Genomic DNA, 24,505 nt, shown 5'->3' with positions numbered 1-24,505 from the left:
AGACACATCGGTCAAGTTGTTCGCTGCTGATACGAGTTATCCACTGAGATTCAAGAGATTTCTTCCAATCACATCAGGAGTGAGATTTTGTTGCCCGGATGCCTCTCCAGGCGTCCGCCAAGCTCCAACTCAAGAAGCAGGACGTGAAGTGTACGGGCATCGACTTCGGCAAAGCGAATGAGTTCGTCGACATCGATCGGTGTCGGGCCGAGTGCCGAAAGAAGCTTGTCCCTAAGTTTTCCACTCGGCTCCGCCCCGCCCGGGGAAGGCCTGTTCGGTTCCAGCAGTCTTGGCTGAAGAGGCAGAATGGGTTCAAGACGCCCCGACAAGCCCTCCAGTATGTCCTCGACACAGGTTATTAGTGCTGCGCCTTGCCGTATCAGTCCGTTCGTTCCTGCTGATCTCGGGTCGAGAGGCGAGCCGGGAACGGCAAAAATGTCTCGGTTCTGTTCCAGGGCATAGCGCGCTGTGTGAAGTGAACCGGACGCCTTGGCCGCTTCGATCACGATCACACCGAGGGAAACTCCTGATATCAGCCGGTTTCGCCTTGGAAAATCACGCCCGCGCGGCTTCCACCCTAAAGGCATTTCACTGATGGCGGTTCCGCCAGCATCCAATATGGCGGCAAGCAGCCGGTCATGTTCCGGTGGATAGAGAACGTCGATGCCACCGGCAAAGGCGGCAATCGTACCGGACCGGGTCGCAGCTTCGTGGGCTGCCGCGTCAATGCCTCTGGCCAGCCCCGAAGCTATGACAAATCCCTCTTCGCCAAGTTCTTTTGCAAATCTTGCCGCGAGCTTGCGACCCGAAAGCGAAGCGTTCCGTGCGCCGACTATTGCGATCATGCGAGGCTGACTGAGTGCATTCCCGCCCTTCACTGACAAAAGGGGCGGCGGCGCATCAATATGCATCAGATGCTGCGGATAGCCTTCTTCGCCATATGCGACAAGCCGGGCACCTTTGGAGTGGTGAGAAGAATACTCGGCTTCAGCTTCTTCGGGCGAACAGATCTTGATCGCCTTCTTGCCGCCGCGACGGGACAGTGCCGGCAGCATCTCCAAAGCAGTTATGGCAGATCCTGCATGATCCAGCAGATCGTGGAACGTTGCCGGACCGATATTCTCAGATCGTATAAGCCGAAGCCACGCAAGTTTCTCGGCCTCCGGGAGACCCTTGCTTTTATATTGAGCTGAGCTGCTCACGAGCCTCCATTGTCCGGCTCGAGTGCCGTTTCTGCTGCCGGTTTGGAAGTTGCGCCGATTTTGCTCTCCTGTCCCTTGAGAAGACGGCCAATATTTTCATGGTGCTTTAGCCAGAGCAGGACTGAAAGCAGCAGAAAAAGTTCAGCGATCTGTGCCTGTTGGAAAACCAGAAAGAGCAGGACTGGCGTTAATAGGGTCATCGACAACGCGGACAAGGATGAATAGCGGAAAACGAAGGCCATCCCGACCCAGATCGCGGCAGCCAGTAGAAACATCGGCCAATAAAGACCGAGCAAAATGCCCAGATAGGTGGCGACACCTTTACCACCTTTGAATTTCAGCCAGACGGGGAAAAGGTGCCCGAGAAACGCTCCGAGGCCTGCAACAACAGCCATATCCTGACCATAGAACGAACCAGCGACCAGAACCGCTACAGTTCCCTTCAGCCCATCCCCCAACAGCGTCGCAGCTGCAACGGCCTTGTTGCCTGTACGCAGGACGTTGGTCGTCCCGATGTTGCCGGAGCCGATCTTGCGAATGTCTCCAAGGCCCGCCATGCGCGTGAATATCAGGCCAAACGGTATTGACCCGAGCAGATAGCCGAAGACAAGCGCGGCAACAAAATAGGGCCAGGCGAATTCCCAGCTGATCGGATCAGGCACGCTGTTTTCCTTCAGGTAGTGCGCGAAGCAATTTGCACCGGCACTGTAACGGTATCGCTTACCGGATCAAGGAGATCGTGGTCAAAACAGCCTGCCAGGTGGAATAGGGTGTTGATCACCAACAGAAATCGGATCCTGCACTCAATCTGACAGTTTGTATTTTTCAGCTTCGACCACAAGGGAGCCAAAGGGAAGCGAAATAGCGGCCCGGAGAGGCACCAGATAGGGTTTGTTGCCAACTGGTGCGAGCCAGACCTCCATGGACTTGTTGGCAGCCAGCTCCTGAATAGCCTTACGCTTCGGCCGGTGACCTGAAACGGGCTCATAGCGGACGCGGCAGACGAGCACCTTTCCCTTGAACCGGCGGTCAGCTGTCTTTGTGGTCCTCGTGCTCTTGTAGCTAAGATGCGCGTCGTATCGCTCTTTGCCATCGTAGATACGCAGAGTTCTGTTGCAGCTATCTTTCTCCAGCCCGTTGGGTGCAGGCATGATTGCTGCAGACAAGGGATCTAGAACGTTTTTCAGATGACCAGCTGACACCTTTATTCGTTCTTTCATTCGATCCTGAGGAGGGATGACTTCAACGTCCTTGACGTTTCCGGATCGCATTGTCATGGCAACCGTGCCGCTGTCGTCCTCACTCTTGATGTCAAGTGAATAGGTTTCAGGCTGGAAACCGAGATTTCGCACGCCACCGCGTACATCGGCTGATCCCTTACCATCGGAAACCAATCGACCAAACGCGGCAGTCTGGCCTTTTGCGCTCAGCGAATAGTTTTTGTCGTTCACATCCAGCAGAAGGATGCCCGACCCGACGGGGAGTCCAAGCGCGTAAAGCTTGTATTTCAGATAAAGATCCGCTCCTGCCGCCGGTGTGAGGCCTAGAAGCTGAAGTGAGAAGAAAAACGCCAACAAGCGCATGGGGCTATCCAGTCCGGTTCGTCGTTGACCACAAGATCCTGGAGAATTGTGGCGCCAAACAGGTCGTTGGAACATCCTGAGCCTTGATTGCAGTCTGGTCTGGACGCGTGTCCGCCAATGAGTACGGCAGATGAAGAGGGTAAAAGAACAGATTGAGAGCACCTCGATTGGGTCGGTTCAGCAGACCTGAGACCCTGACAACCGCTTGTGTTGGAGAAAATCACACTTAGATCTCAATGATAATCACGAGGAGGTTGGTGAGGATGCGAAAGTCGATTTTCAGTTGGATGATCTCGGCTCTCATCCTGATTCTGAGCCCCAATTTCGCATTGGCACAGACCGCTTTTCCAGATCATGGCCGCGTGCTGGAAGTTAAAGTGCCTGCGCCCGCTTTGAAAGGCAATCTGGTCGGGACGCTCAGCGTCCAGAACATCGCGATTTATCTGCCTCCCAGCTATGACCTGTCAAAGGACAGCCGGTACCCGGTCATCTATCTTCTGCACGGCATATTTGATGACTATGGCGTCTGGGTTGAAAATTTTGACGTCCCGAAGATCCTGGACCGGCTGATCGCCAGTGACGAGATCCCTGAACTGATTGTCGTAATGCCCAATGGCGGCAACAGATATGGTGGGGGCTTTTACCGAAATTCACCAGTGACCGGCAATTGGGCCGATTATATTGCAGATGACCTGGTTGCCTATGTTGATAAGGAATTTCGCACGGTAGCAAACACCGCAGCTCGCGCCATCATGGGCCATTCGATGGGCGGCTACGGTGCGCTCAATCTGGCAATCAAGCGATCAGATGTTTTTTCGGTCGTTTGGGCACTCAGCCCTTGTTGCCTGGTGCCCGAAGAAGATTTGAGTTTCGGCAACGATGCCTGGCGGCGTGCGGCGGCAATTGAGAACACCGAAGACCTTCGAAAGCTACTGGAAGATCGGGATTTTTATCCGATCGCTCTCTTGGGGATCGTGACAGCTTTCAGTCCCGATCTTCATGCCGCTCCGATATACGGGGACTTTCCATTCGATATCGTTCGCGGTGAAATAGCACTCGATGGTGAGGTCCTCGACCGGTACCTGGATCAGTTCCCTGTGCGTCAGATAAGAGGTTCTCGCGAAAGTCTTCGCGGTCTTCGCGGTTTGGGAATGAGTGTCGGGCTGGATGATCAGTTTCTTCATATCCCTTCAGGGACATTGGAATTTTCGCAAGAACTGGGCAAAGAACGGGTTCCCCACAGACTGGATGTCTATGACGGAGACCATCGTGAGCTCGTTGAGGAGCGTCTGGAAAGAACGGCATTCCCATGGGTGGCCGAGCGATTGGCCTTAACCGAATAGGGAAAAGGCAAAGCGCATCTTTGTGCGCTCAAGGCGCCTTGGAAACTGAGGAACCTTGCGCATGGCGAGGGCCGGTGTTTTCGGGGCTATCAGTCTAGGAGTAGCGATAAACTGTTTTGCCCGCGACGACGGTGGTCAGAACGCGGCCTGAGAACCTTGCATCTTCAAAAGGCGAATTCTTGGACCGGGATCTGATGGCGTTCTTTTCCAGCACCCATGGCCGTTCCGGGTCGAAAACCGTGACATCCGCCGGAGCACCTTTTGTCAGCCGTCCTGTTTCAAGACCCAGTCTGTCGGCAGGGTGGCAGGTCATGGTCTTCAGAAGAGTTTTCAGATCAACCTGTTCTGCATGATAGAGCCGCAATGCCGCCGCAAGCAGGGTTTCCAGACCAATGGCTCCGTCTTCAGCTTCCGCCCACGGATGGCGCTTCGTTTCCACGTCCTGAGGATCGTGATTTGAACAGATGATGTCGATGGTTCCATCTGCAACTGCTTCGATCATCGCCTGCCGGTCGTCTTCATCTCTGAGAGGCGGGGACATCTTGAAGAAGGTCCTGTAGTCCCCGATGTCGTTCTCGTTGTGGGTGAGGTTGTTGATCGAAATGCCGGCCGTTATGTCCAACCCCCGCTTTTTCCCTGTCCGAATGACATCAGCGCTGTCGGAAGTCGAGATCAGGTTCGCATGGTATTTGCCTTTCGACATGCCGACCAGGCGTAAATCCCGTTCCAGCATGATGATTTCCGCTTCACGGGGGACACCTGATAGGCCTTTCCAGCTTGCGTTGAGACCGGCATTCATGACACCTCCTGCAAGATCAGGATCTTCGGCGTGATGGATAACAAGAGCGTCGAAATCGCGGGCATAGGTCATGATGCGTCGCATGACCTGAGCATTTTTCAGGGAAAGGTGCCCGTTTGTGAAAGCAACGGCACCTGCTTCCTTGAGCAGGCCGATTTCGGCCATTTCCTTGCCCGCGAGCCCTTTGGTCAGGGCAGCAAGCGGATGCACATTGACAATTGCCGTGTCGCGGGCGCGCCTCAAGATGAAGTCGACCAGAGCCGGATCGTCAATTACCGGATCCGTATCGGGCATGGTGCAGATGGTGGTGACGCCACCTGCTGCGGCTGCCTGTGACGCGCTGGCCAGGGTTTCACGGTGCTCAGCGCCTGGTTCCCCCACTGAGACGCACATGTCAATCAGGCCGGGGCAGGCAATCGCCCCCTTGCAATCGATGATCTCAGCCCCGTAAGGCGTTCCCTGGTTGGCTGCTTCCGGTCCGGCAGCCAGGATCGTGCCATCGGCAATGATGACCGATCCCGGTGCATCCAGATCCCGTACAGGGTCGATCACTCTGGCGTTGGAAAGAACCAGAGGTTTTGGTGTGTCGAGTGCCACGGTGTCTGTCCCCGGTTCAGTTGTTCGGCAAGTTGGCGGCGAGTGCTTCCAGAACGGCCATGCGCACGGCCACACCCATTTCGACCTGTTCTCGGATCAGGCTTTGAGCACCATCGGCAATGGAAGCGTCTATTTCGACGCCGCGGTTCATCGGGCCGGGATGCATGACCAGTGCGTCGTCACGCGCAAAGCCGAGCTTCTCCGCATCAAGTCCGTAGTAGCGATAGTACTCGCGAACGGAAGGTATGAAGGCTCCGTTCATGCGTTCGCGCTGAAGACGGAGCATCATGACGATGTCAGCTCCCTTGAGACCCTCGCGCATGTCGTTGAAGACCTCGACACCCATTTTGGCGATGCCCGAAGGCAGCAAGGTCGACGGTGCGATTGCCCGGACCCGAGCACCGAGAGCATTCAGCAAGATGATGTTCGAACGGGCGACACGCGAGTGGGCAATATCACCGCAGATGGCCACGGTAAGCCGGGCAATTTTGCCTTTGTGCCGCCGGATTGTCAGAGCGTCGAGAAGCGCTTGTGTCGGGTGCTCATGCGGACCGTCTCCGGCATTGACAACTGAACAGCCGACCTTTCGGGCCAGCAAGTGAACGGCACCAGCTGCATGATGGCGCACAACCAGCAGGTCCGGATGCATCGCATTCAGCGTGGCCGCCGTGTCGATCAGCGTTTCGCCCTTCTTCACCGAGGATTGAGACACCGCCATGTTCATGACATCTGCCCCAAGTCGCTTGCCGGCCAACTCAAAGGAGCTTTGGGTGCGTGTTGAGTTCTCGAAGAAGAGATTGATCTGGGTTCGTCCCGCCAGCACATGCTTGCGTTTGTGGATCTGGCGGGAAACTTCAACAGCTTCCTCGGCTCTGTCCAGAAGGCCCAGAATTTCGTGCGGGTGAAGACCCTCTATGCCCAGCAGGTGACGATGGGGATAGGGATGGTCTCGATGGGTATCTGTCGCTGTCATCGAGACCATCCCTATATGGGGAATCGCTCTCCTGTACAAGACACAATTCGCATCGTGCCCGCTGTCCACATGTCAGCTAAGGATTTGAACAAATGGACAAATATTAAATGCGTTGCGCATTCCTGTCTGCAGCGTCACGTGAAGATCAGCAAGGCGATGGGAATAGTCACGGTGGCGGCCAATGTCTGCAGTGTGATGATTTCCGCCATGAGTTTGGCATCGCCGCCAAGTTGCTTGGCCAATAGATAGGAATTGCTCGCGCATGGCACGGAACAGGCAATGATGACAACAACCATCGCCGGACCGGAAACACCGAACAACATGGCAAAACCAAAGCCAAGGAATGGCATCAGGACAGGTCTCAGAAATGTTCCCATGGTCAGGGCCGGACCGGGTCTTCTCAGTGAACTCAGATCGAGACCGGCACCGACACAGATTATACCGATCGGCAACGCAGCTCTTGAGAAGATTTCAAGCGTGTCGTTGATTACGAAGGGAAGGGTCAATCCGCTGATGTTAAAGACAATACCGGCAGCGATAGAAATGATGAACGGATTTGAATAGAGATCCTTGAGGACCTTGGCAGCGCTCGGAGCAGGACCGCTTGCATAGCGGGACAGCACTATAATGCTCATGATGTTCAATGGCAGGATCATGAACACCATTGCAACGGCCATCAGCGCAAGGCCTGTGTCTCCCAGGATATTGTCTGCGATCGCGAGCGCTATCATGACGTTCCATCGCAGCGTGCCTTGAAAGATGGAGGTGAAGCGGGTCGCGGCTATGCCCCAGATGCGTTCGATAACCGGTTGAAGCAGCAACAAAATACCGGCCATGACAAGAATTGCGACAAGCAGAGCAAGGCCGAGATCCAATGTCGGAAAGCTGGAAAAGTCTGCCTGTGAAATTGTCCGGAAGAGAACGGCTGGAAAGAGCGCATAAAAGGCGAGCTTTTCAACGCCGCGCCATTGTTCACCCGTAATCAGGCCAATGCGTGCAAGAAGGTAGCCAGAGGCAATAACAAGAATAACCGGCGTCAGCGCGGCAAGGGTCGTCAGCATATTGTGATGGTCGCGAATTGGATACGCCCGGCTCGCTCAATAGCGGGAAAGCTATTCAACAAACGGCAGGGCAGGTTGTCAGCTATCTAATCCCATAAACCCCAGTCGGTCCAGAAATCCCTGAAGAATGAAAGCTGCGGCCATTTTGTCGACTGCCTCTGCTCTTTTTGCGCGACTGGAATCGGCTTCCAGAAGTGTCCGTGTCACGGCAGCGGTAGAGAGGCGTTCGTCCCAATAAGTTATCGGCAAGTCGGTTTTCTGCGACAGATTGCGCGCAAACGCTCTCGTCGCTTGCGCACGCGGGCCTTCGCTGCCATCCATGTTCAGAGGAAGACCGAGGACGATGCCAGCGACATTCTGACTGGCACACAAGCTCAGCAGATGCTCCGCATCAATGGTGAATTTTTTGCGCTTTATTGTCTCCATTGGCGTAGCTATGCCGCGGCCAAGGTCAGAAAGTGCAAGACCAATTGTCTTGGTGCCGAGATCGAGGCCAATCAACCTGGTGTTTGCAGGAAGAGTGGACACAAAATCTTCAAGTGAAAGCGCGGGATCATTTGCCATGCGGAGCCTTTAACAGGACAGGTGCCTCTGATCCAGCGTGAAAAGGGTCCGCAAAGCTGAAAGCTTGGCTGGGACCACCATTGCGTCTGGTCATCTAATTCAGGTCAAATTCGAGTGGTTCCATTGCGCAACAGGCGCTCAAATTCCGTTGGCCGGACATTGTGCAATCACGCCAAAAGAAGTTTCATAGGGGCGTGATGACCACGCGCGGCACTCAAGCAGAGTGCCCGGAAAACGAGCAGACAAAGAGGCGGCGCAGATGAAATTGACGTGGTACGGCCATTCCGCATTCAAGGTCGAAGTCGGTGATGCGTCCATCCTCATCGACCCGTTCCTGACAGGAAATCCTTCGTTTCCGGAAACGCTCGCGATTGATCAGGTTTGTGAGGGCGTGAACCACGTTATTCTGACCCACGGTCACGACGATCATATTGGAGATGCAGTCGCGATCCTGAAGAAGACCGGTGCGCTGCTGACCACAAACTTCGAGATTTGCATGTGGGCCGGTCGACAAGGCGTCGAGAACATCAACCCGATGAACAGTGGTGGATTGGTGGATACCGGCGAATTCAAAGTTGCGTTGACATCGGCTTTGCATTCCTCATCCAAACAAGGTGACGGTGAAGCGATCTATCTTGGAAATCCGCATGGCGTGATTATCGATGCGCCAAATGAACCGGTTCTCTATCATATGGGCGATACGGATATTTTTTCCGACATGGCACTGATTAACGAAATTTATCAGCCGAAGATCGGGCTCGTGCCGATTGGTGACCGGTTCACCATGGGCGGCAAGGTGGCCGCAATGGCTTGCCAGAGGTTCTTTGATTTCGATGCTATCGTCCCGTGCCACTATGGCACCTTTCCGATTATTGATCAGACGGCAGAGACATTTGTTTCGGCTCTCGGGGCCGACTCAGGCAAAGTAAAAAGCATGGAGCCCGGTTCCGGGATAAGCCTCTAACCGGTATTTGGAGAGAAGTGAAAGTGAACATCACCGTGAAGTCGCTGCTGGGATTGCCGGCATGTTTATGTTTGACGCTGGCACTTGTTGCAAATCCGGTTGTTGCTGCTGACAAATCCATTACGCCGGACGGAAAACCGGCTCCGTCGCAACCTCTGGCAAAGCCCGGCTCCAAGGCCGCGATCGAGGCCGAAAGTGCCGCCAAGACGCCTTATGAAAAAGTCCAGGAAGTGTTTTCCGGCGATCTGACGGTTGCAGGCGAGAAGGTTACTTTTCCGCAGGACAATCCATCGGTGAAGGCTTTGATCGTCACCATGGAACCGGGTGAGGTAACTGGTTGGCATCAGCACCACGCGCCTTTGTTCGCTTATATTCTGGAAGGCGAAGTAACGGTGACCTACGAGGAAATCGGCAAGAAGGTCTATCGGGAAGGTGAGGGTATTCTCGAAGCGATGAATGTAACCCATCGCGGTGAAAACACAGGAAGCGTTCCTGCCAAGATCCTGGCTGTCTTTCTGTTGGGCGATGATGGCAAAGCGACGGTTGATGAGGCCGCGCCCGGTTCTAACGGGGTCAAGGTCGAGTGAGCTTTCGAGGCTGATAGCCGCTACGTCGCGACGCCGCAAGTGATGGCGAGCGCGGGCGAAGTTGGACCAAGATAGAAGTAGTTATCGAGCCCGATCGCAAACACCGAAACGCCGATCAGTGTGTGTTCCAACCACACGGCCGCGAGAGATCTGTATTTCCTGTATGTGCGATAAAAGGAAAGACCAGCGACAGCGGCAAGAAAGACCGATAGCCAGGTGCCGAAGATGATGTGTACCCATCCGAAAAGCGTGGCAGAGACCAACAGTGCTGGCACATAGGGAACATTGAAAGTGTCCATCCGCCAGGAAACATACGCCCGGAAGGCAATTTCCTGCGGCAGAACAGAAACAAGCCCGTAAAAGACCACGATCGCTGCCATTGCAAGAGGGTCTGCGCGTGGAATGCAAAAGAGCCTGTCCGGACTGACCAGAAGAACGATAAGCGCAATCGCTCCAGTGCCCAGGAGCCATCTGGCAAGAAGGCCAGGCAACGCTCGGGTGCAGCCTTCCCAATTGATTGCGAGATAGATCATCTCGACGCCATTGGCCTTTAAGCGCCAAAAGCAGTAACCGGCGACTAGGAAGATCGTCGAGAACCGGAGCAATTGAGCGCTCAGACCGGTAAGGGCAATCGGACCGGCAACAATTACCAGAAGCTCAAGAACAAGCAGGGCTTTCCCAGGTCCGGGTTTGGCCGTGCGGCTACCGTCAGAATTTCGGAACCCATGCTCAAACACAGTCCTGCCATTTCAACGAATATGGCACATCATAGCAGCTGGCGATGCGGTTCCAATCTTCCAATTCGCTGGGTGACCGAACTACCGTTTCTCTAAACGCGTCGCTCGCGCCGTTTCAAATGCGCCTGCGTCAAAGTCGATTGAGCAATGCAGGGGTGGGCCAGGCATCTGCTGGCATGCCAAGTCGTTCCTGAACTGCCTGGACGGCCGCACGAGTTCCAGCTCCAAGAATACCGTCGATTTTGCCGACATTGAATCCCATGCTCTGAAGCTTGGTTTGCAGCTGTTTCATCTGAGCATCATTCAGGCCTGGATCAGGATTGCCCGGGGTATAACGCGGGGCACCGGCAAGCCGTGTCGCGAAATAGGCCGCCGTTGTCGTGTAGATGAAGGACTGGTTCCATTCCAGGTAAATGTTGTAGTTCGGATAGGCGAGAAATGCCGGACCCTTGCGGCCCTGTGGCAGCAAGAGTGAAGCCGGCAGGTTGCCGGAGATCTGACCCCAGCGGGGCTGGACCCCAAGTGCCGCCCATTGCGCACCGGTCTTGGTTTTTCCAAGCCCGGTCTCGGCCCAGTTGAGGTTCTGCGGCACAGCCACTTCCTGAAGCCAGGGTTCGCCGCGTCGCCAGCCAAGATTTTGAATGAACGCACCTGCTGTCAGGATTGCGTCTTCGGCACTCTGCTTCAGGCGGACATGGCCGTCGCCGTTTCCGTCCTTGCCGAACTTGATGATGTCTTCGGGCAACATCTGGACCATGCCGATTTCGCCTGCCCAGGCACCCGTTGTGCGCTGTGGGTCAAGGTCCCCGTGCTGGACCATTTCGATGGCAGCGATGAGTTGCGGCCGAAAGAGCTCGGGCCGCCGGCAGTCATGGGCAAGTGTTGCGAGTGCATTGACTGTGTTGAAGTCGCCCTGGACTGCCCCGAAATCGGTCTCCAGCGCCCAGAACGCAGTGATGACGGGTGCCGGAACGCCATATTCTTGCTCGGTGCGCTGAAAAATGGCGGCGTATTTCTTCATATTGGCCGCGCCATTTTTCATGCGGTAGCCGGAGATAACTCTCTTGGAAAAATCCAGAAATGTCATCTTGAAGACGCCCTGCGCCCGATCTCGGGAAAGCACCTTTCGGTCGATCTGGGCACCTGCCAGCGTTTTGTCCGCGGCGTTGGCGGACAGGCCCTTGGCGACGGCTTCCTGCTTCACCCCTGCCAGAAACTGACGAAAGTCTCCGCCGCATTGCTGAGCAAGGCTTGGTGCAGTTGTCAGGCAAAGTCCGGTCAGGGCAGTAAGGGCGAGCTTTGAAGCGAATTTGGCACGGCGGTTCATGAACAGTCCTGTCGTATTCTGGCGCAATGGAGACGGCGGAGCCTAAAAAAACCAGCCTAGTTGACTGTGCTTCGCGGGCAAGGTCAACAGGTCAAGCGCGCTGAAATGTGTCGCGCACAGGATTTCGGGCGCAAGAAGGTTTACTGGCAATTGCCGAAATCAGACCCTGCCATAATCGCACCATCTGGCGAGCGTTTCAGATGACCGTTGACGGTCGCTGAAGACCGGCAATCGGAGCGCGGACCTGCCAACCCGGATTGCGGGTAACTGTCAGCATTCACGCCGGAAGTCTGCTGCTGACACATTTGGTAGGCCATATCGTAAAGTGCTTCCCATCCGCCTGGCATCGATCCGAGATTGTCCAACACGCCAAGCGCACCGCCTGCACGGGCGCCTCGGCGCGCACCGCGCGGGCCGCGCCATTCGCCTCCAACAACAGCTCCTGCCATGCCGCCGGAAACGGCGTCTCCCACAACGTCTCCGCTTCCCACATGTGCATTTGCATAGTCGGTGGCATAAACGACGCAGTCCGTTCCGTCTGCGAGCGCCGGTTGGCTGAAGCTCAGGCCGGACAGGGCGAACAGTGTGGCGGCAAGTGCGAACGATCGGCGGCAAGCCATGATCTGTCTCCGTAGCTGCTTTCAGGCTTTTTAAGTCATCCACCGGAGCGTTTCCAGTGTGTCAAGGACAGCCCATCAAGAGATGGACGATGAGCCCTGGAGAAAGATACGGAGTAGGGCTTAACAAGCTTCTACCTGGATAGATGACTCATTCGCTAGCAGGTTTCTGTTCTATAAACTTCTTGCCGACAAAGCCGGTCTGTCCATCGAAGTCGACACCGCACCACCACGTGCCGCATGTGTTGAAACTGATGTCGGTACCGGCAGGAATTACAGCAAGGATCGTTCCGTCCTTGTCTTCCGATTTCCTTAGATTGACCGATGCAGTGATGGTCCCCTTGTTGGGATAGTCGGTACTGCCAGCGCTTGCCGGAGCATCCGTCGTTGCAGGTGTCACACTGGCGGTTTCAGGAGAGTCGCCAGACGCTGATTGTAAGGTTGTTTCCTTTTGCAACGGTGCTTCGGACTGAGATGCAGGTTCCGTGATTGACGGTGCAAGAGTAGCCGTGGTGCCGGCAGTAACCGCTTGAGCATTGCTTCCGGCGATTGCATCAATACCAGTTGCATTGTCGCCCAAGGTGAGCGTCGGCTGCTCGGAACCTGAGGGCATTGTGTCGTTTGTCTGCGGGTAGAGTGGTGCAACTTGTGGTGTGCTCAGGGTGCCGCGTTCCGCGAAAGCAAGCCGGATGCGCTCCTTCGCATTTTCAAGTTGTGCAGTTGTCGCCCCGCTGTAATGGAGGGCAGGTGCACCAACCGGGGATGCCGCGTCTTCGGCGATGAGCCCTTCAATGGTCGGTTCGGCGGAGATCGCTTCGGTTGTCACCAGTCGGGAATCTTCCTCAACCGGTTTGTTGGCAGCTGCCATTCCGATCGCAAAGCCCGCGGAACCTATCGCGGCAATGAGTATGGCGCTGATCAGAAACATTTTGGATTTCGGGTCCTGTAGACCGGACCGGGCTTTCAATTTGATAGCGTCAGACAGGGGAGCTGCAGTCGGTTCCTGAGGCGGTGCATCAAAACTTTCTCGCGGCCGGCGAAACACGCCTGGAATTTCCAAATCCGCTTCCTCATGCCCATCGAGCAGTTTTGGTTTCCGTGCTTCCTTGATGTCCGCATCCTCAGACGTTGCATGCATGTGTAGGATCTTTGCTGCAATCTTGCTGGCATCCAGTGGTTCGGGATCTTGAAGAGCAATTGCAGCCGTATCGGTTGTATGGACGAGTTTAAGGTCTTTTTTTGGTGGTTTAGCTGTTACATTGTCCGTTCTGTAGCTGGTGCTGATATCGCAAGAATTGGCAGGCGCGATTACGGAATACATTTGGCCCTCCCGGGTTTGCGCTACGGGTACGCTCAGAGCGGTGACATTGGTCCCGGTCGGTATTTCTTGCTGAACACTCCTGTTCCTGCCGTCTTCAACAAGTTCAAAACGGCATCAGGCACTGACCACGACCTGAAGCATTAACCTTTGTTAATGCGTCGGTTCACAGGCCGGATTGGGGCAGCACTGGGGAATTTTACGGAAAATGTGACGGGCTTGTGGTGAATGCCGGGCATCACGGCCTTGTTTGCAAATGCCTAACGAGTCTCGTCCACAATATGTGCGAGTCGAACGTTCGGATGCGAAATGTGGGTCGCGCCGTCGTTTAGAAAAATGGGCAAGTGAATATTATGGCGCGCTGGTTATCTCAATTCTTCATCAAGGCAATGGGTGTCGCTGTGGCATCGGCCTTTGCGATGAGTGTTTCTGTCGCTCAGGAAGCCAAGGAACTGAGGGTCGGGCTCCTGGCAACTTTGTCAGGACCGGCTGCGATCTTCGGTGAACACATGCGGGACGGCTTCATGCTGGCGGTCGCGCAATCAAATGGTGCACTTGGAGGTCTGGCGACAAACGTGTTGGTCGTTGACGACAAGCTCGATCCCGAACACGCGGTAAAACAGGTCACCAAACTGATAGATGAAAATGGTGTCGACGTGCTCGTCGGCGTCAATTTCTCCAGAGTGATGCTTGCGGTACACGATCCTGTCGTTCGGTCGAAGACACTGTTCATTGGAACGAATTCCGGACCCGCTCCCATCGCAGGCGGCAAGTGCAACCGGTACTTTTTCTCAACCGCATCCCAGGATGATCAGGTCCACGAGACCATGGGGCGATATGCCAGCCTCAAGGGATATCAACAGGTTGTCACAATCGCCCCAGACTATGAAGCTGCGCGAGATGCTGTGTCTGCATTCAGGCGGCACTTCAAGGGTCAGATTGCGCGCGAGCTTTTCCCAAGACTTGGTCAGACCGATTTTGCCGAGGAATTCAACCAGATCGCCGAAATTGAACCCGATGCCATTTATGCCTTTATGCCGGGTGGTATGGGTGTCGAGCTGGTGAAACAGTTTCACACCTCTGGACTGAAGGGCATTGTCCCTTTCCTGTCATCGAACACGATCAATGCAATTACGCTTCCAATCACGTCAGAGATGGGTGAGGGGCTTTTCTCGGCATCTCACTGGGCACCCAATCTCGACAACCCCGCGAACAAAAGGTTCGTTCGGGAATTTTCCCGAAAGTACAAATACGCGCCGTCAGTCTATGCAGCACAAGGATATGATGCCGCCAAGCTCATTCATTTTGCGCTCGAACTGACAGGTGGGGTGAAGGAGCAGGAAGCTCTTATTTCGGCAATCAGTGCTGCTCCGTTCGAAAGCGTTCGCGGTGACTTCCGGTTCAATTCGAACCAGTTTCCAATTCAGGATTTCTATCTCGTCGAAGGCGTGCGCAGAACCAGCAGGCTTTATGAAATGGAAGCCATTGCGCGGGTTTTTGACGATGTCGGCGACGCGTATGCCGGTTCTTGCCGCATGTAGTTTGGCTCAATTCGGTACCGCATTGCACGAGTATTGAATTGGTCAGTCCAAAAAATATCTGCGGCCTTCTTGTATTCTGAACTGGCCAGTCCATATCAGTGTCATGAGCAACGCTGCGAGCAAATCGACATCAGAGCAAAAACGGGCTTCAGGGCCTGGGCGTCCTCGTGCATTCGATGAGGCAGCAGCGCTGGAAGCGGCGATGAATGTCTTTTGGCAGAAGGGTTTCGAGGCAACCTCACTTGATGACCTGACCAGTGCCATGGGGCTGAGCCGATCGAGTTTTTATGCAACTTTCGGCAGCAAGCAGGACCTGTTTCTAAGGGCCGTTGGATACTATTCCCGCAATGGGATACGCGGCCTGGCGGAAACCGCACGGGCGGCTGAGGCGAGCGATGCAAATGTTGTCGATGCCATGATGCAGGCCTTGTCGGACCCCAAGGGCGGACCGCGCGGGTGCCTTTTGATCAACTGCATTACCGAGCTTGCCCCGCATGACGAGAAAGTCGCCGAACTTGGTCGGCGCCATCTTGAAAGCATCGAAGATCTGTTCGCCAAGGCACTAGATCCCGCAAATCCGGATGCCGCCCGAGACAAGGCCAGTGCCTACTCGTCACTGGCCATTGGCACGCTGGCGCTCAGAAAAGCTGGGATACCTGCCGAACGGATCACGCGAACGATTCAGCAAGCCAAAGAGGTGCTTTCACCTTAAGCCAACCTGATCGGAACACCGCAGACAAGTTTCACGACTATTATTGGACTGATCATTCCAATTTTATGCCAACCCGACCACAAGACTGCAAAGGATAGCAAGATGTCGGACAGCAAGCTTTTCCAAGCCTCACATGCAGGTGCGATTGAACTGAAGAACCGTGTGGTCATGGCACCGCTGACGCGGAACCGCGCCCGTGCCGAGGACGATGCCCCAACAGAATTGCAGGCCGAATATTATGGCCAGCGAGCAGGGGCAGGCCTGATCATTACTGAAGCCTCACAGATATCGCCGCAAGGCAAGGGGTATGCGTGGACACCGGGCATCTATTCCACGTCCCAGGTTGATGGATGGAAAAAGGTAACCAGCGCGGTTCATGCCAAGGGTGGCAAGATTGTGCTTCAACTCTGGCATGTCGGCCGGATCTCGCATCCTGTTTTGCAGCCGGATGGTGTCGATCCCGTTGCTCCAAGCGCGATTGCCGCTCAATCGAAAACCTTCGACGGCGAGCAATTTGTAGATACCCCGACACCACGAGCGCTTGAAGTCAGTGAAATTCCTGGAATTGTCGAAGACTACCGCAAGGCTGCGGCAAATGCCCTTGATGCAGGCTTTGACGGGGTCGAAGTGCATGCGGCCAACGGTTATCTGATCGACCAGTTCCTGCGAGACGGGTCAAACAAGCGAGAAGACGCTTATGGTGGATCTGTCGAAAACCGGTCACGTTTCTTGAAGGAAGTCATGGATGCTGTCGTAAGTGTCTGGGGCGGCGCAAGGGTCGGTATCCGTCTTAGTCCATTTTCCAACGCGAACGACATTGCCGACAGCGACCCGCAACAAACCTTCTCACACGTGATACGTTTGTTGAACGAATACGACCTTGCGTACCTTCACCTTGTTGAAGGCCAGACCGGCGGGCCGCGCGACATCCCCGAAGGGGGCGACCTGGCTGCGCTGTATGGGCTCTTCAACGGCGTCAGAATGGGCAACAATGGCTATGAACGGGCTTCGGCGATCGATGCCATTGAGAGCGGGAGACTTGATCTCGTGGCTTTTGGAAGGCCGTTCATCTCCAACCCCGATCTGGTGGATCGTCTGAGAGCTGACGCTCCGTTGAACCAGCTCGATCCCGAGACACTCTATGGTGGCAATGAAAAGGGCTACATCGACTATCCTTCATTGGATGAAGCGACAATTGCCGCCGAATAGACGGGACAAGATTCAGGCTGTCTGACATCCACCCCTTCTGAGGCGGTCTGAAGCTTAGCCGGTGCAGTGCATTTGCCTGCACCGGCTTTTTTTAGCCTGTTTGCTGCGTTGGCGCGCGCGCGTTGACCACAAGGAGCGCGCACCATGCGCCAAGAACAAGCTCTATTGCCAATGCCGCAAGAAGCGACACAGGTGGAATTCCGTCTATCGGCAGGCTGATCAGGCGTCCAACGCCATAGGATAGCAGCAGCACAGCCGACAAGGTGAGTGCTGGTCTCAGCAGTCTATCGTCTTTCAAGCCGGCCATTGCCAGGGCGAAACCGACGAGGACCAGCACGCCGGGAGCTCTGATTTCACTCATCATGGCCGCAGACGGATCAAGAACGACTTTGTTCAGCTCAAATAAAGACGCAGGCGCAAAAACGACGAGACTGCCGACGGTACCCAGTGTCAAAGCTGATAGGGATAGGGCGATTTTTGTTTGAATGCTGGCCATTCCAATTCTCCGGTTGTGGTTTGGTCTGGCGTAAAGGTGACGGGGCTGGTCTGGATTTTCCATGCTTGAAAGTGTTAAAAAGTCAGCAGATCGTCCAGAATCAGGCTCAGAAACACATCCTTGTCCGATATCGTTGCTGAAGAGAATAATCCCGCGCCTGTGAGCACCGACAAGCGTGATCCGTTGAGCGAAGTGCTTCACCTGCTCAATCTCAGTGGGACATTTTATTGCGTGCCGGAACTGACGGCGCCTTGGGGTATTGCGGTTCCGGAGCTTGCGAAGCGACTGGTTCTGATCGTCGTGACCGAAGGCAAGTGTATCTTGGACCTCAAGAACGGAGACGTGCTTGAGCTGGGGCACGGCCAATTGGCCCTGCTTCCGCATGGACGCGCGGTAGACCTGCGGGATAACGCAGGCAGCCCGTTGACACCTCTCTTTGACATTCCCGCCAAAAGACACAGCCCAAATTTCGAAACCATGAGTTTCGGAGGCGGCGGCGCCATGACACGCATGACCTGCGGTGTGCTGAAAGTGGACCATGTAGCAGCCGAAAGACTGATCGAGCTTCTGCCTCAGGTGATATTTCTGGACGAATTTGACTTGCAGGCGGGCAGGTGGCTCGAAGGTACGCTTCAATACCTTGCAGAAGAAGCCCGGAACCCACAGCCCGGCGGTGAAACGGTGCTCACGCGTCTCACGGACATCTTGGTTGTTCAGGCCATTCGAAGTTGGTTGAAGCGGTCACCGGATCAACAAACCGGATGGATTGCGGCGCTCCGTGATCTGAAGGTGGGCAAAGCCCTGCAGGTCTTTCACAAAGAGCCTGACGCCTCCTGGACGATAGAGCGTCTTGCCCAACATGCCGGCATGTCCAGATCGGCGTTTGCTGCTCGGTTCAAGGAATTAACCGGTGACGGGGTCATGAATTACGTAACCCGATGGAGAATGCAGCTGGCTTGCAGCGAATTGAAGAACAGCGGCAGTTCCCTGGCCGAGATTGCTTCTTCCGTTGGTTATGAATCCGAAGCGGCATTTGCACGCGCCTTTAAGCGTGTCGTCGGTCAGACGCCTGCTTCATTCCGCAAACTCTGAAGACTACTTTTCTGCAATCGACTGGTCGATTTCCTCCAGCGAAATCCCGCGTGTCTCAGGTGCATATGCCCAGGAAAACCAAAGCCCGAACGCACAGCAAAGAGCGAACAGCGTAAAGGTCATGGCTTCTCCCAGACCGGCCGCGAGCGCAGGAAACAGAAAGACGACAAGGAAGTTGCAAATCCAGTTTGAAAGCGAGGCGATCGCCATTCCCTTGCCTCTGAGGGCGAGCGGGAACAACTCGGACATATAAAGCCAGGGGAGTGGTCCGAGGCTGACAGCAAAGAAGAAAACGAAAGCGAAGAGCCCGACAAGAGTGAGCCATGCAAAGCCTGGGTTGTCGATCTGGAAGAGAACCGCAATCAGCGTAAGACTTAGGAAGGCACCAGCAAAGCCGAAGATGAACAAGGGGCGGCGACCGAGGCGATCGACCATGAGCATTGATAAGATGGTCACTGCCACGTTCAATGCGCCGATGCCAGCAGTGGCAATCAATTCGTTGGCCAGACCGCTGAGGCCTGCTTTTTCAAGGATTTGAGGTGCATACGACAGGATGACGTTAATTCCGCTGAATTGCTGCAGGAAGAATGCGGCCACACAGAAGATCAGCAGAAATCGCAGGCGTGGATTTTTGAAGTTACTCCAGCTTTCCTGAGCCGGGTCGGACGGACGGCTGGCTTCAATCTCATTGACGATCTTGTCGACCCGTCCCGGCGTGATGTCAGGCTGAACGGTTTGCAGAACCTGCCGCGCATCTTTCTCCCGGCCTGCCAGAACAAGCCAGCGTGGGCTTTCCGGAGCGCGCAGGATACCAGTCAGGCAAATGCAAGCTGGCACAAGACTGAACCCGAGCATCAGCCGCCAGGACCCTGAAAACGAGAAAGCCCAATCAACAACAAAGGCGGCAAGGATGCCGACGGTGATCATAAGCTGGAACGCGGAAACGACAGCGCCGCGAATACGCGCTGGCGCGATCTCTGCCAGATACATGGGGGCAACCAGAGAGGAAACACCGATAGCGGCCCCGATGATCACGCGGGCTGCCGTTAGCGACCAGACACCAAAAGCAGAGGCGGCTGCAAGCGATCCGGCGGCAAACAGGATTGAGCTGAAGATCAGCATGGGTCTGCGACCGAAGCGATCGACGAGAAGGAGCGCGGCGATTGCCCCGAAAATTGCTCCAAAGGGAACAGCGCCCGTCATGAAGCCTTCACTTTGAACCGTGAAGGCGTATTCCTTTTTCAAAAGTGGCAAAGCGCCTGAGATGACGCCTTGGTCCGTGCCAAACAGGAAACCGAACATGGCGGCCAGAACGGCCAGCAAAATGAGCACTGCATGCCTCCCAAATAACGCAGCTTTCCGGTTTGGCTCTATCTTTGTGATTTTTCTGAAGCTTGAAACCGGTCCAAAACCATTGCGCTTGTAGCGGCCGGATGCAAGCCCTGAATGGGCAGCATCTTTCATGCAACCATATGTCGATTGTGCGAATTCATGACCTTTAAATCGCCAACCGTACCGGAGCGTACTCTTTTTCGAGGATCTGTCCTTTCCCGAATTTCAAAAACCTGTCACACCCTGATCAATGACAAATGGGCATTTATCTGGATCCGGATTGACGGGTTTCAGCCGTTGAGGCGATGAAGATGCCCGCCAGCAAGACGGATAAGTGAAATGCCTCCCTATCGTTCAAGAACCTCAACCCATGGCCGTAACATGGCCGGTGCACGCGGCCTTTGGCGTGCTACAGGGATGAAGGAAGACGATTTCGGCAAACCCATCATCGCGATTGCCAACTCGTTCACTCAGTTCGTGCCGGGTCATGTTCATTTGAAGGACCTCGGTCAGCTTGTGGCCCGTGAAGTGGAAAAGGCTGGCGGAGTTGCAAAGGAGTTCAATACGATTGCGGTCGATGATGGCATCGCCATGGGCCATGACGGCATGCTCTATTCGCTTCCCTCGCGCGAAGTGATCTCCGATGCCATTGAATACATGGTCAACGGCCACTGCGCGGACGCGATTGTTTGTATTTCCAATTGCGACAAGATCACCCCAGGTATGTTGAATGCCGTCATGCGGCTGAACATTCCTGCCGTTTTTGTTTCTGGTGGACCGATGGAAGCCGGTAAGGTTGTGCTCGAAAACGGGGTTGAGAAGGCAATCGATCTCATTGATGCAATGGTTGCGGCCGCAGACGAAAACATGTCTGACGCGGACGTGTTGTCCATGGAACAAAATGCATGCCCAACCTGCGGCTCGTGTTCGGGGATGTTCACGGCCAACTCCATGAATTGTTTGACGGAAGCGTTGGGACTTTCTCTGCCTGGAAACGGTTCAACCCTCGCCACGCATGCTGACCGAGAGCGCCTTTTCGTCGAAGCCGGACATTTGATTGTGGATCTTGCCAAAAGATACTACGAGCAGGATGACGAGAGCGTTCTTCCGCGCAAGATCGCCAATTTCCAGGCCTTTGAAAATGCCATGAGCCTCGACATTTCAATGGGGGGGTCCACCAACACAATTCTGCACCTCTTGGCCGCGTCATATGAAGGTGAAATCGGCTTCACCATGGATGATATCGACCGCTTGTCCAGAAAGGTGCCGGTGCTCTGCAAGGTCGCGCCTGCGGTTGAAAATATCCATATGGAAGATGTCCATCGGGCAGGGGGCATCATGGGGATCTTGGGCGAGCTCGATCGGGCAGGGTTGCTGCACTCGGACATTCCGACCGTTCACACCTCCAGCATGAAAAAGGCATTGGCCAGGTGGGACATTTGCCAGACAAACTCTGAAAGCGTGCACGAGTTTTACAAAGCCGCTCCAGGTGGAGTGCCCACTCAGACGGCCTTTAGCCAGGACCGCCGTTGGGGCGATCTTGATCTTGATCGCCAGTCGGGGGTAATTCGCGAACTGGATCATGCCTACAGCACAGATGGCGGACTTGCCGTGCTTTACGGCAATATTGCTGAAGACGGCTGTGTTGTGAAAACAGCTGGAGTGGACGATAGCATCCTGAAATTTGTTGGCCCGGCCCGTATTTTTGAAAGTCAGGACAGCGCCGTTTCAGCAATTCTCACCAACAAGGTCAAAGCGGGCGATGTCGTTTTAATCCGGTATGAAGGTCCGCGCGGTGGTCCTGGCATGCAGGAAATGCTCTATCCGACCAGCTATTTGAAGTCGAAAGGGCTTGGCAAGGAATGTGCACTGATCACGGATGGGCGTTTTTCCGGCGGTACATCCGGCCTCTCAATCGGTCACATGTCGCCGGAAGCCGCTGAAGGCGGCGCAGTTGGCCTCGTGGAAGAAGGCGACACGATTGTCATCGACATTCCGAACCGTGTCTTGCGAGTCGACCTCACAGACGAGGAACTTGCAGATCGCCGTGCTGCCATGAATGCCAAGGGCGAGGAAGCCTGGAAGCCACTTGAAAAACGCAAACGCAAGGTTACCAAAGCACTCAAGGCATACGCCAAAATGACAACGAGCGCTGCCAAAGGCGCTATCAGAGAAGTGGACTAAGCAGACAGTTGAGCTGGAGAGAGGCGGAAAACTTCCGCCTTTTCAATTTCTGACCATTGTCTTCTGCTGGTGCGTGCCTCACATAACCGGCTAACTTTGTCGTTTCTTATCCCACCGGTTGTTTTCATGGATTCTTTGACACAATTTGCCCTTGGCGCGGTCGTCTCCACTGCTTGTCTGGGGAGCAAGGTAGGTCCGCGGAAGGCGGTGCTCATAGGAGGTGTGCTGGGCACCTTGCCGGATCTGGATGTTTTTATCCCCTTTGACGACCCCATAGACAGCTTTGTGTATCATCGCGGCTGGACGCATTCTGTTTTTGTCCACGCGCTTGCAGCGCCAGTGATCGGAGAAATTCTGCTGCGATTGTTCAAGGGACTGCGGGAAAGCAGATGGCTCGTCTGGGCAACCGTGTTTCTGTGTCTGTCGACCCACGCCGTTATCGATGCGATGACCGTTTACGGAACCAGAATATTCTGGCCGTTGTACCCCGATCCTGTTGGGGTTGGCTCAGTGTTCATCATCGATCCGACATATTCGCTTCCACTGCTTGCAATCGTCATCTGGGCACTTTTCAAGAAATCCTGGACAACACGCTTTCGAAATGGAGTAGCTGCAGCCCTGATTTTTTCGACCGGATATTTGGGGCTCTCGATGGTCGTCCAGAAAGTTGTCGAGGGTAAAGCCGAGCAATTGTTTGCTGAAGTGGGCACTCCTCCTGACACGATTTATGCCATTGCCGCGCCGTTCAATATTCTTCTATGGAAGGTTATCGGCCTCAAGGATGACCAATACCAAAACCTTTATGTTTCTCTCTTTGATGGGGATGGAGATCCGGAAATCTATGCGCATCCGCGTCACCCGGAACTTGTTGCCTGTATTGAGGACACGCCCGCATTCAACAAACTGGAATGGTTTAGCAGAGGTTTTTACAAGGCTGATCTGGTCGATGGGAAAGTTGTTGTATCGGACCTGCGCATGGGATTGACGCCAGGCTATGCTTTTCGTTTTGCCATCGCGGAGCAAAAGGGTGACAAGTTGCAACCGATCGAACCGGAACGTGTTGTGGACCAGGTTCGTGTGGAAGAAGACGACTGGGCATGGTTGGGAGCGCGGTTAAAAGGTGAACCACGCCAACGAACCGCGGAAGCCCGGCTTGTGAAACCCATAGAGGTAGCGGCGCAGAATTTTTGCGGCCAGGAGCCTACTACTGCTGGCTAGGTGAAAGTTGCAGTGATTTTCTGTGAAGTTGCACGCCCCTAGTCCGTGCGATGCAGTGGTCTCTCGTCAGCTCTCCGGCAACGGGGCCAGGAGCGTTTGACTGAGCAGACTGTCCGGATCGTGGACTTCGGGCACTTGTGTGCAATCAGGCGAGTGGTCGCTGTCAGCGCCTTGATGTTCCTTCAAGGAGGCGCAGATCGGAATTGCCGCTTGTCTCGTACCTTGCGAGGCAGCGGTCATCACATCGAGGAGCGTTCCCTCTGTTTCACCGAGAGCCAGGGACAAGTGCTTCGCGAACAGGGATATCGTTCTGTCAGCGCTATAGTTGGCCATCTGGCCCTGGCCGGATGATGTGACGAGCGCTTCCGGCCGGTTTTCAAGATCGACTGAATGCTCATCCAGAAGGTCCAGATTAACCGCATAGGAATTGTTGGTGTCGAGGATCAGCACAACTTCACCGGCGCGAATGGTATGTATCATGGCCGCGAAGGCCGGCGCAGACATCCAGATGCCTTCAGCTATTGCTTCGCCGGCTGTTTCGGGGGACTGATCGGCCCAGAGTTCCAAAACATGGCCGAAGGCTGTATCTGCGTCGGCCACCTCTGCGCTGCTTAAGGGAAGGTTCGCGTAGATGATCAGACGGTCATCCGGGCCGAGATTGTTGGAAAGTTCTGTTGCTTTTAGCTTCAGCGCGGATGCACTGGCTCCTTCGTTCACGAGCAAATGCGTCTGGCTGGGACTTGCATCAAGTCGTGGTGCGAGTGCGGACATAACCTTGTCCAAGCTGTTCTTGCACATTTCCGGCGACTGTGGGTTCCAAGGCGGGCAAATGCCAATGCCGAGAATGTGGTTTTGAACGTCCTGGTTCTCCGCATTCCCACTTTCTTGTGCGCTTGCGACGAGGCTAGGTCCACTGGCCAAAACAATGGCGTAGATAGACATCAGAGATGACCGCAGGAACTTTGAACCTATCCGGCGGAAGGCCTCGAACATGTTTTCTCCCCGGTGCCTATTCTCGCAGTTTCTGACGTCAGAGGCTTCTTCCGTTG

Annotated in this window: 23 protein-coding genes; 9 read left to right on the top strand and 14 right to left on the bottom strand. The window is 54.9% G+C overall.

Annotated elements, in window-relative coordinates:
• Nucleotides 1-68 precede the first annotated feature (68 nt).
• The 3 genes from dprA to K1718_RS17545 all read right to left on the bottom strand — a co-directional run bounded on the left by dprA (nucleotide 69) and on the right by K1718_RS17545 (nucleotide 2,785).
• Nucleotides 69-1,202, bottom strand: coding sequence for a DNA-processing protein DprA (gene dprA / locus K1718_RS17555; protein ID WP_265681376.1), 1,134 nt, complete (start codon nucleotides 1,200-1,202; stop codon nucleotides 69-71).
• Complete coding sequence (gene plsY, locus K1718_RS17550; RefSeq protein ID WP_265681377.1) at nucleotides 1,199-1,864, bottom strand: glycerol-3-phosphate 1-O-acyltransferase PlsY; 666 nt, start codon at nucleotides 1,862-1,864, stop codon at nucleotides 1,199-1,201. The genes dprA and plsY overlap by 4 nt, the downstream gene beginning before the upstream one ends.
• A gap of 141 nt (nucleotides 1,865-2,005) precedes the next feature.
• Nucleotides 2,006-2,785: a DUF3108 domain-containing protein gene (locus tag K1718_RS17545; protein WP_265681378.1), complete on the bottom strand. Its 780-nt coding sequence runs from the start codon at nucleotides 2,783-2,785 to the stop codon at nucleotides 2,006-2,008.
• A gap of 263 nt (nucleotides 2,786-3,048) precedes the next feature.
• Here K1718_RS17545 and K1718_RS17540 point away from each other — a divergent pair, with 263 nt between their 5' ends.
• Nucleotides 3,049-4,128 carry an alpha/beta hydrolase gene (locus tag K1718_RS17540; protein ID WP_265681379.1) on the top strand — a complete coding sequence of 360 codons (1,080 nt, stop codon included), beginning with the start codon at nucleotides 3,049-3,051 and terminating at the stop codon, nucleotides 4,126-4,128.
• 94 nt (nucleotides 4,129-4,222) lie between these two features.
• Here K1718_RS17540 and K1718_RS17535 read toward each other — a convergent pair whose 3' ends face one another.
• The 4 genes from K1718_RS17535 to ruvX all read right to left on the bottom strand — a co-directional run bounded on the left by K1718_RS17535 (nucleotide 4,223) and on the right by ruvX (nucleotide 8,122).
• Nucleotides 4,223-5,524: a dihydroorotase gene (locus tag K1718_RS17535; RefSeq protein WP_152502183.1), complete on the bottom strand. Its 1,302-nt coding sequence runs from the start codon at nucleotides 5,522-5,524 to the stop codon at nucleotides 4,223-4,225.
• 16 nt (nucleotides 5,525-5,540) lie between these two features.
• Nucleotides 5,541-6,497 carry an aspartate carbamoyltransferase catalytic subunit gene (locus K1718_RS17530; RefSeq protein WP_418068042.1) on the bottom strand — a complete coding sequence of 319 codons (957 nt, stop codon included), beginning with the start codon at nucleotides 6,495-6,497 and terminating at the stop codon, nucleotides 5,541-5,543.
• Between the two features lie 134 nt (nucleotides 6,498-6,631).
• A complete protein-coding gene (locus K1718_RS17525; RefSeq protein WP_265681381.1) occupies nucleotides 6,632-7,558 on the bottom strand; it encodes an AEC family transporter in 927 nt (308 codons plus the stop codon).
• A gap of 78 nt (nucleotides 7,559-7,636) precedes the next feature.
• Entirely contained in the window at nucleotides 7,637-8,122 is a 486-nt protein-coding gene (gene ruvX / locus K1718_RS17520; protein ID WP_152502180.1) for a Holliday junction resolvase RuvX, read from the bottom strand.
• Nucleotides 8,123-8,381: 259 nt separating this feature from the next.
• Between ruvX and K1718_RS17515 the strand changes: the two genes are divergently transcribed.
• The gene (locus K1718_RS17515; protein WP_265681382.1) at nucleotides 8,382-9,086 is read left to right on the top strand and encodes a metal-dependent hydrolase; all 705 of its coding nucleotides are present in this window, start codon (nucleotides 8,382-8,384) and stop codon (nucleotides 9,084-9,086) included.
• 23 nt (nucleotides 9,087-9,109) lie between these two features.
• Nucleotides 9,110-9,673 carry a cupin domain-containing protein gene (locus K1718_RS17510; protein WP_265681383.1) on the top strand — a complete coding sequence of 188 codons (564 nt, stop codon included), beginning with the start codon at nucleotides 9,110-9,112 and terminating at the stop codon, nucleotides 9,671-9,673.
• A gap of 20 nt (nucleotides 9,674-9,693) precedes the next feature.
• On the opposite strand, the gene K1718_RS17505 is transcribed toward K1718_RS17510, so the two are convergent.
• From K1718_RS17505 to K1718_RS17490, 4 genes are all read right to left on the bottom strand, one after another.
• The gene (locus K1718_RS17505) at nucleotides 9,694-10,410 is read right to left on the bottom strand and encodes a CPBP family intramembrane glutamic endopeptidase (protein ID WP_265681384.1); all 717 of its coding nucleotides are present in this window, start codon (nucleotides 10,408-10,410) and stop codon (nucleotides 9,694-9,696) included.
• 130 nt (nucleotides 10,411-10,540) lie between these two features.
• Nucleotides 10,541-11,737, bottom strand: coding sequence for a lytic murein transglycosylase (locus tag K1718_RS17500; protein ID WP_152502177.1), 1,197 nt, complete (start codon nucleotides 11,735-11,737; stop codon nucleotides 10,541-10,543).
• Between the two features lie 140 nt (nucleotides 11,738-11,877).
• A complete protein-coding gene (locus K1718_RS17495; protein WP_265681385.1) occupies nucleotides 11,878-12,357 on the bottom strand; it encodes a hypothetical protein in 480 nt (159 codons plus the stop codon).
• A 148-nt stretch (nucleotides 12,358-12,505) separates the two neighbouring features.
• On the bottom strand, nucleotides 12,506-13,675 hold the full coding sequence (locus K1718_RS17490; protein WP_265681386.1) for an SH3 domain-containing protein: 1,170 nt from the start codon (nucleotides 13,673-13,675) through the stop codon (nucleotides 12,506-12,508).
• 350 nt (nucleotides 13,676-14,025) lie between these two features.
• On the opposite strand from K1718_RS17490, the gene K1718_RS17485 reads away from it, so the two are divergent.
• The 3 genes from K1718_RS17485 (at nucleotide 14,026) to K1718_RS17475 (ending at nucleotide 17,134) form a co-directional block, all read left to right on the top strand.
• The gene (locus K1718_RS17485; protein ID WP_265681387.1) at nucleotides 14,026-15,213 is read left to right on the top strand and encodes an ABC transporter substrate-binding protein; all 1,188 of its coding nucleotides are present in this window, start codon (nucleotides 14,026-14,028) and stop codon (nucleotides 15,211-15,213) included.
• A gap of 103 nt (nucleotides 15,214-15,316) precedes the next feature.
• A complete protein-coding gene (locus K1718_RS17480) occupies nucleotides 15,317-15,925 on the top strand; it encodes a TetR/AcrR family transcriptional regulator (RefSeq protein ID WP_152502174.1) in 609 nt (202 codons plus the stop codon).
• Nucleotides 15,926-16,027: 102 nt separating this feature from the next.
• Entirely contained in the window at nucleotides 16,028-17,134 is a 1,107-nt protein-coding gene (locus tag K1718_RS17475; protein WP_265681388.1) for an alkene reductase, read from the top strand.
• Between the two features lie 91 nt (nucleotides 17,135-17,225).
• On the opposite strand, the gene K1718_RS17470 is transcribed toward K1718_RS17475, so the two are convergent.
• Nucleotides 17,226-17,630, bottom strand: coding sequence for a DUF4345 domain-containing protein (locus tag K1718_RS17470; RefSeq protein WP_265681389.1), 405 nt, complete (start codon nucleotides 17,628-17,630; stop codon nucleotides 17,226-17,228).
• Between the two features lie 120 nt (nucleotides 17,631-17,750).
• Between K1718_RS17470 and K1718_RS17465 the strand changes: the two genes are divergently transcribed.
• Nucleotides 17,751-18,722 carry an AraC family transcriptional regulator gene (locus K1718_RS17465; RefSeq protein WP_265681390.1) on the top strand — a complete coding sequence of 324 codons (972 nt, stop codon included), beginning with the start codon at nucleotides 17,751-17,753 and terminating at the stop codon, nucleotides 18,720-18,722.
• A gap of 3 nt (nucleotides 18,723-18,725) precedes the next feature.
• Here K1718_RS17465 and K1718_RS17460 read toward each other — a convergent pair whose 3' ends face one another.
• Entirely contained in the window at nucleotides 18,726-20,054 is a 1,329-nt protein-coding gene (locus tag K1718_RS17460; protein ID WP_173006050.1) for a sugar porter family MFS transporter, read from the bottom strand.
• Between the two features lie 339 nt (nucleotides 20,055-20,393).
• On the opposite strand from K1718_RS17460, the gene ilvD reads away from it, so the two are divergent.
• Complete coding sequence (ilvD, locus tag K1718_RS17455) at nucleotides 20,394-22,238, top strand: dihydroxy-acid dehydratase (RefSeq protein ID WP_265681391.1); 1,845 nt, start codon at nucleotides 20,394-20,396, stop codon at nucleotides 22,236-22,238.
• A 126-nt stretch (nucleotides 22,239-22,364) separates the two neighbouring features.
• Nucleotides 22,365-23,456 (top strand): metal-dependent hydrolase, encoded by a 1,092-nt coding sequence (locus tag K1718_RS17450; RefSeq protein ID WP_265681392.1) that lies wholly within the window; start codon nucleotides 22,365-22,367, stop codon nucleotides 23,454-23,456.
• A gap of 66 nt (nucleotides 23,457-23,522) precedes the next feature.
• Here K1718_RS17450 and K1718_RS17445 read toward each other — a convergent pair whose 3' ends face one another.
• The gene (locus tag K1718_RS17445; RefSeq protein ID WP_209006610.1) at nucleotides 23,523-24,449 is read right to left on the bottom strand and encodes a hypothetical protein; all 927 of its coding nucleotides are present in this window, start codon (nucleotides 24,447-24,449) and stop codon (nucleotides 23,523-23,525) included.
• Nucleotides 24,450-24,505: the final 56 nt, after the last annotated feature.

It is taken from the genome of Roseibium porphyridii (genome assembly GCF_026191725.2).
Lineage (GTDB): Bacteria > Pseudomonadota > Alphaproteobacteria > Rhizobiales > Stappiaceae > Roseibium > Roseibium porphyridii.
This window is presented reverse-complemented; position numbering and strand designations above follow the sequence as displayed.

Bases quoted from the DNA above. Each gene is read 5' to 3' on its own strand.
- K1718_RS17485 (WP_265681387.1), top strand. From the start codon at position 14,026: ATGGCGCGCTGGTTATCTCAATTCTTCATCAAGGCAATGGGTGTCGCT.
- K1718_RS17515 (WP_265681382.1), top strand. From the start codon at position 8,382: ATGAAATTGACGTGGTACGGCCATTCCGCATTCAAGGTCGAAGTCGGT.
- ruvX (WP_152502180.1), bottom strand. From the start codon at position 8,122: ATGGCAAATGATCCCGCGCTTTCACTTGAAGATTTTGTGTCCACTCTT.
- K1718_RS17525 (WP_265681381.1), bottom strand. From the start codon at position 7,558: ATGCTGACGACCCTTGCCGCGCTGACGCCGGTTATTCTTGTTATTGCC.
- K1718_RS17490 (WP_265681386.1), bottom strand. From the start codon at position 13,675: ATGTATTCCGTAATCGCGCCTGCCAATTCTTGCGATATCAGCACCAGC.
- K1718_RS17500 (WP_152502177.1), bottom strand. From the start codon at position 11,737: ATGAACCGCCGTGCCAAATTCGCTTCAAAGCTCGCCCTTACTGCCCTG.
- K1718_RS17445 (WP_209006610.1), bottom strand. From the start codon at position 24,449: ATGTTCGAGGCCTTCCGCCGGATAGGTTCAAAGTTCCTGCGGTCATCT.
- K1718_RS17540 (WP_265681379.1), top strand. From the start codon at position 3,049: ATGCGAAAGTCGATTTTCAGTTGGATGATCTCGGCTCTCATCCTGATT.
- K1718_RS17450 (WP_265681392.1), top strand. From the start codon at position 22,365: ATGGATTCTTTGACACAATTTGCCCTTGGCGCGGTCGTCTCCACTGCT.
- K1718_RS17475 (WP_265681388.1), top strand. From the start codon at position 16,028: ATGTCGGACAGCAAGCTTTTCCAAGCCTCACATGCAGGTGCGATTGAA.
- K1718_RS17530 (WP_418068042.1), bottom strand. From the start codon at position 6,497: ATGACAGCGACAGATACCCATCGAGACCATCCCTATCCCCATCGTCAC.
- K1718_RS17545 (WP_265681378.1), bottom strand. From the start codon at position 2,785: ATGCGCTTGTTGGCGTTTTTCTTCTCACTTCAGCTTCTAGGCCTCACA.
- K1718_RS17495 (WP_265681385.1), bottom strand. From the start codon at position 12,357: ATGGCTTGCCGCCGATCGTTCGCACTTGCCGCCACACTGTTCGCCCTG.
- ilvD (WP_265681391.1), top strand. From the start codon at position 20,394: ATGCCTCCCTATCGTTCAAGAACCTCAACCCATGGCCGTAACATGGCC.
- K1718_RS17470 (WP_265681389.1), bottom strand. From the start codon at position 17,630: ATGGCCAGCATTCAAACAAAAATCGCCCTATCCCTATCAGCTTTGACA.
- K1718_RS17480 (WP_152502174.1), top strand. From the start codon at position 15,317: ATGAGCAACGCTGCGAGCAAATCGACATCAGAGCAAAAACGGGCTTCA.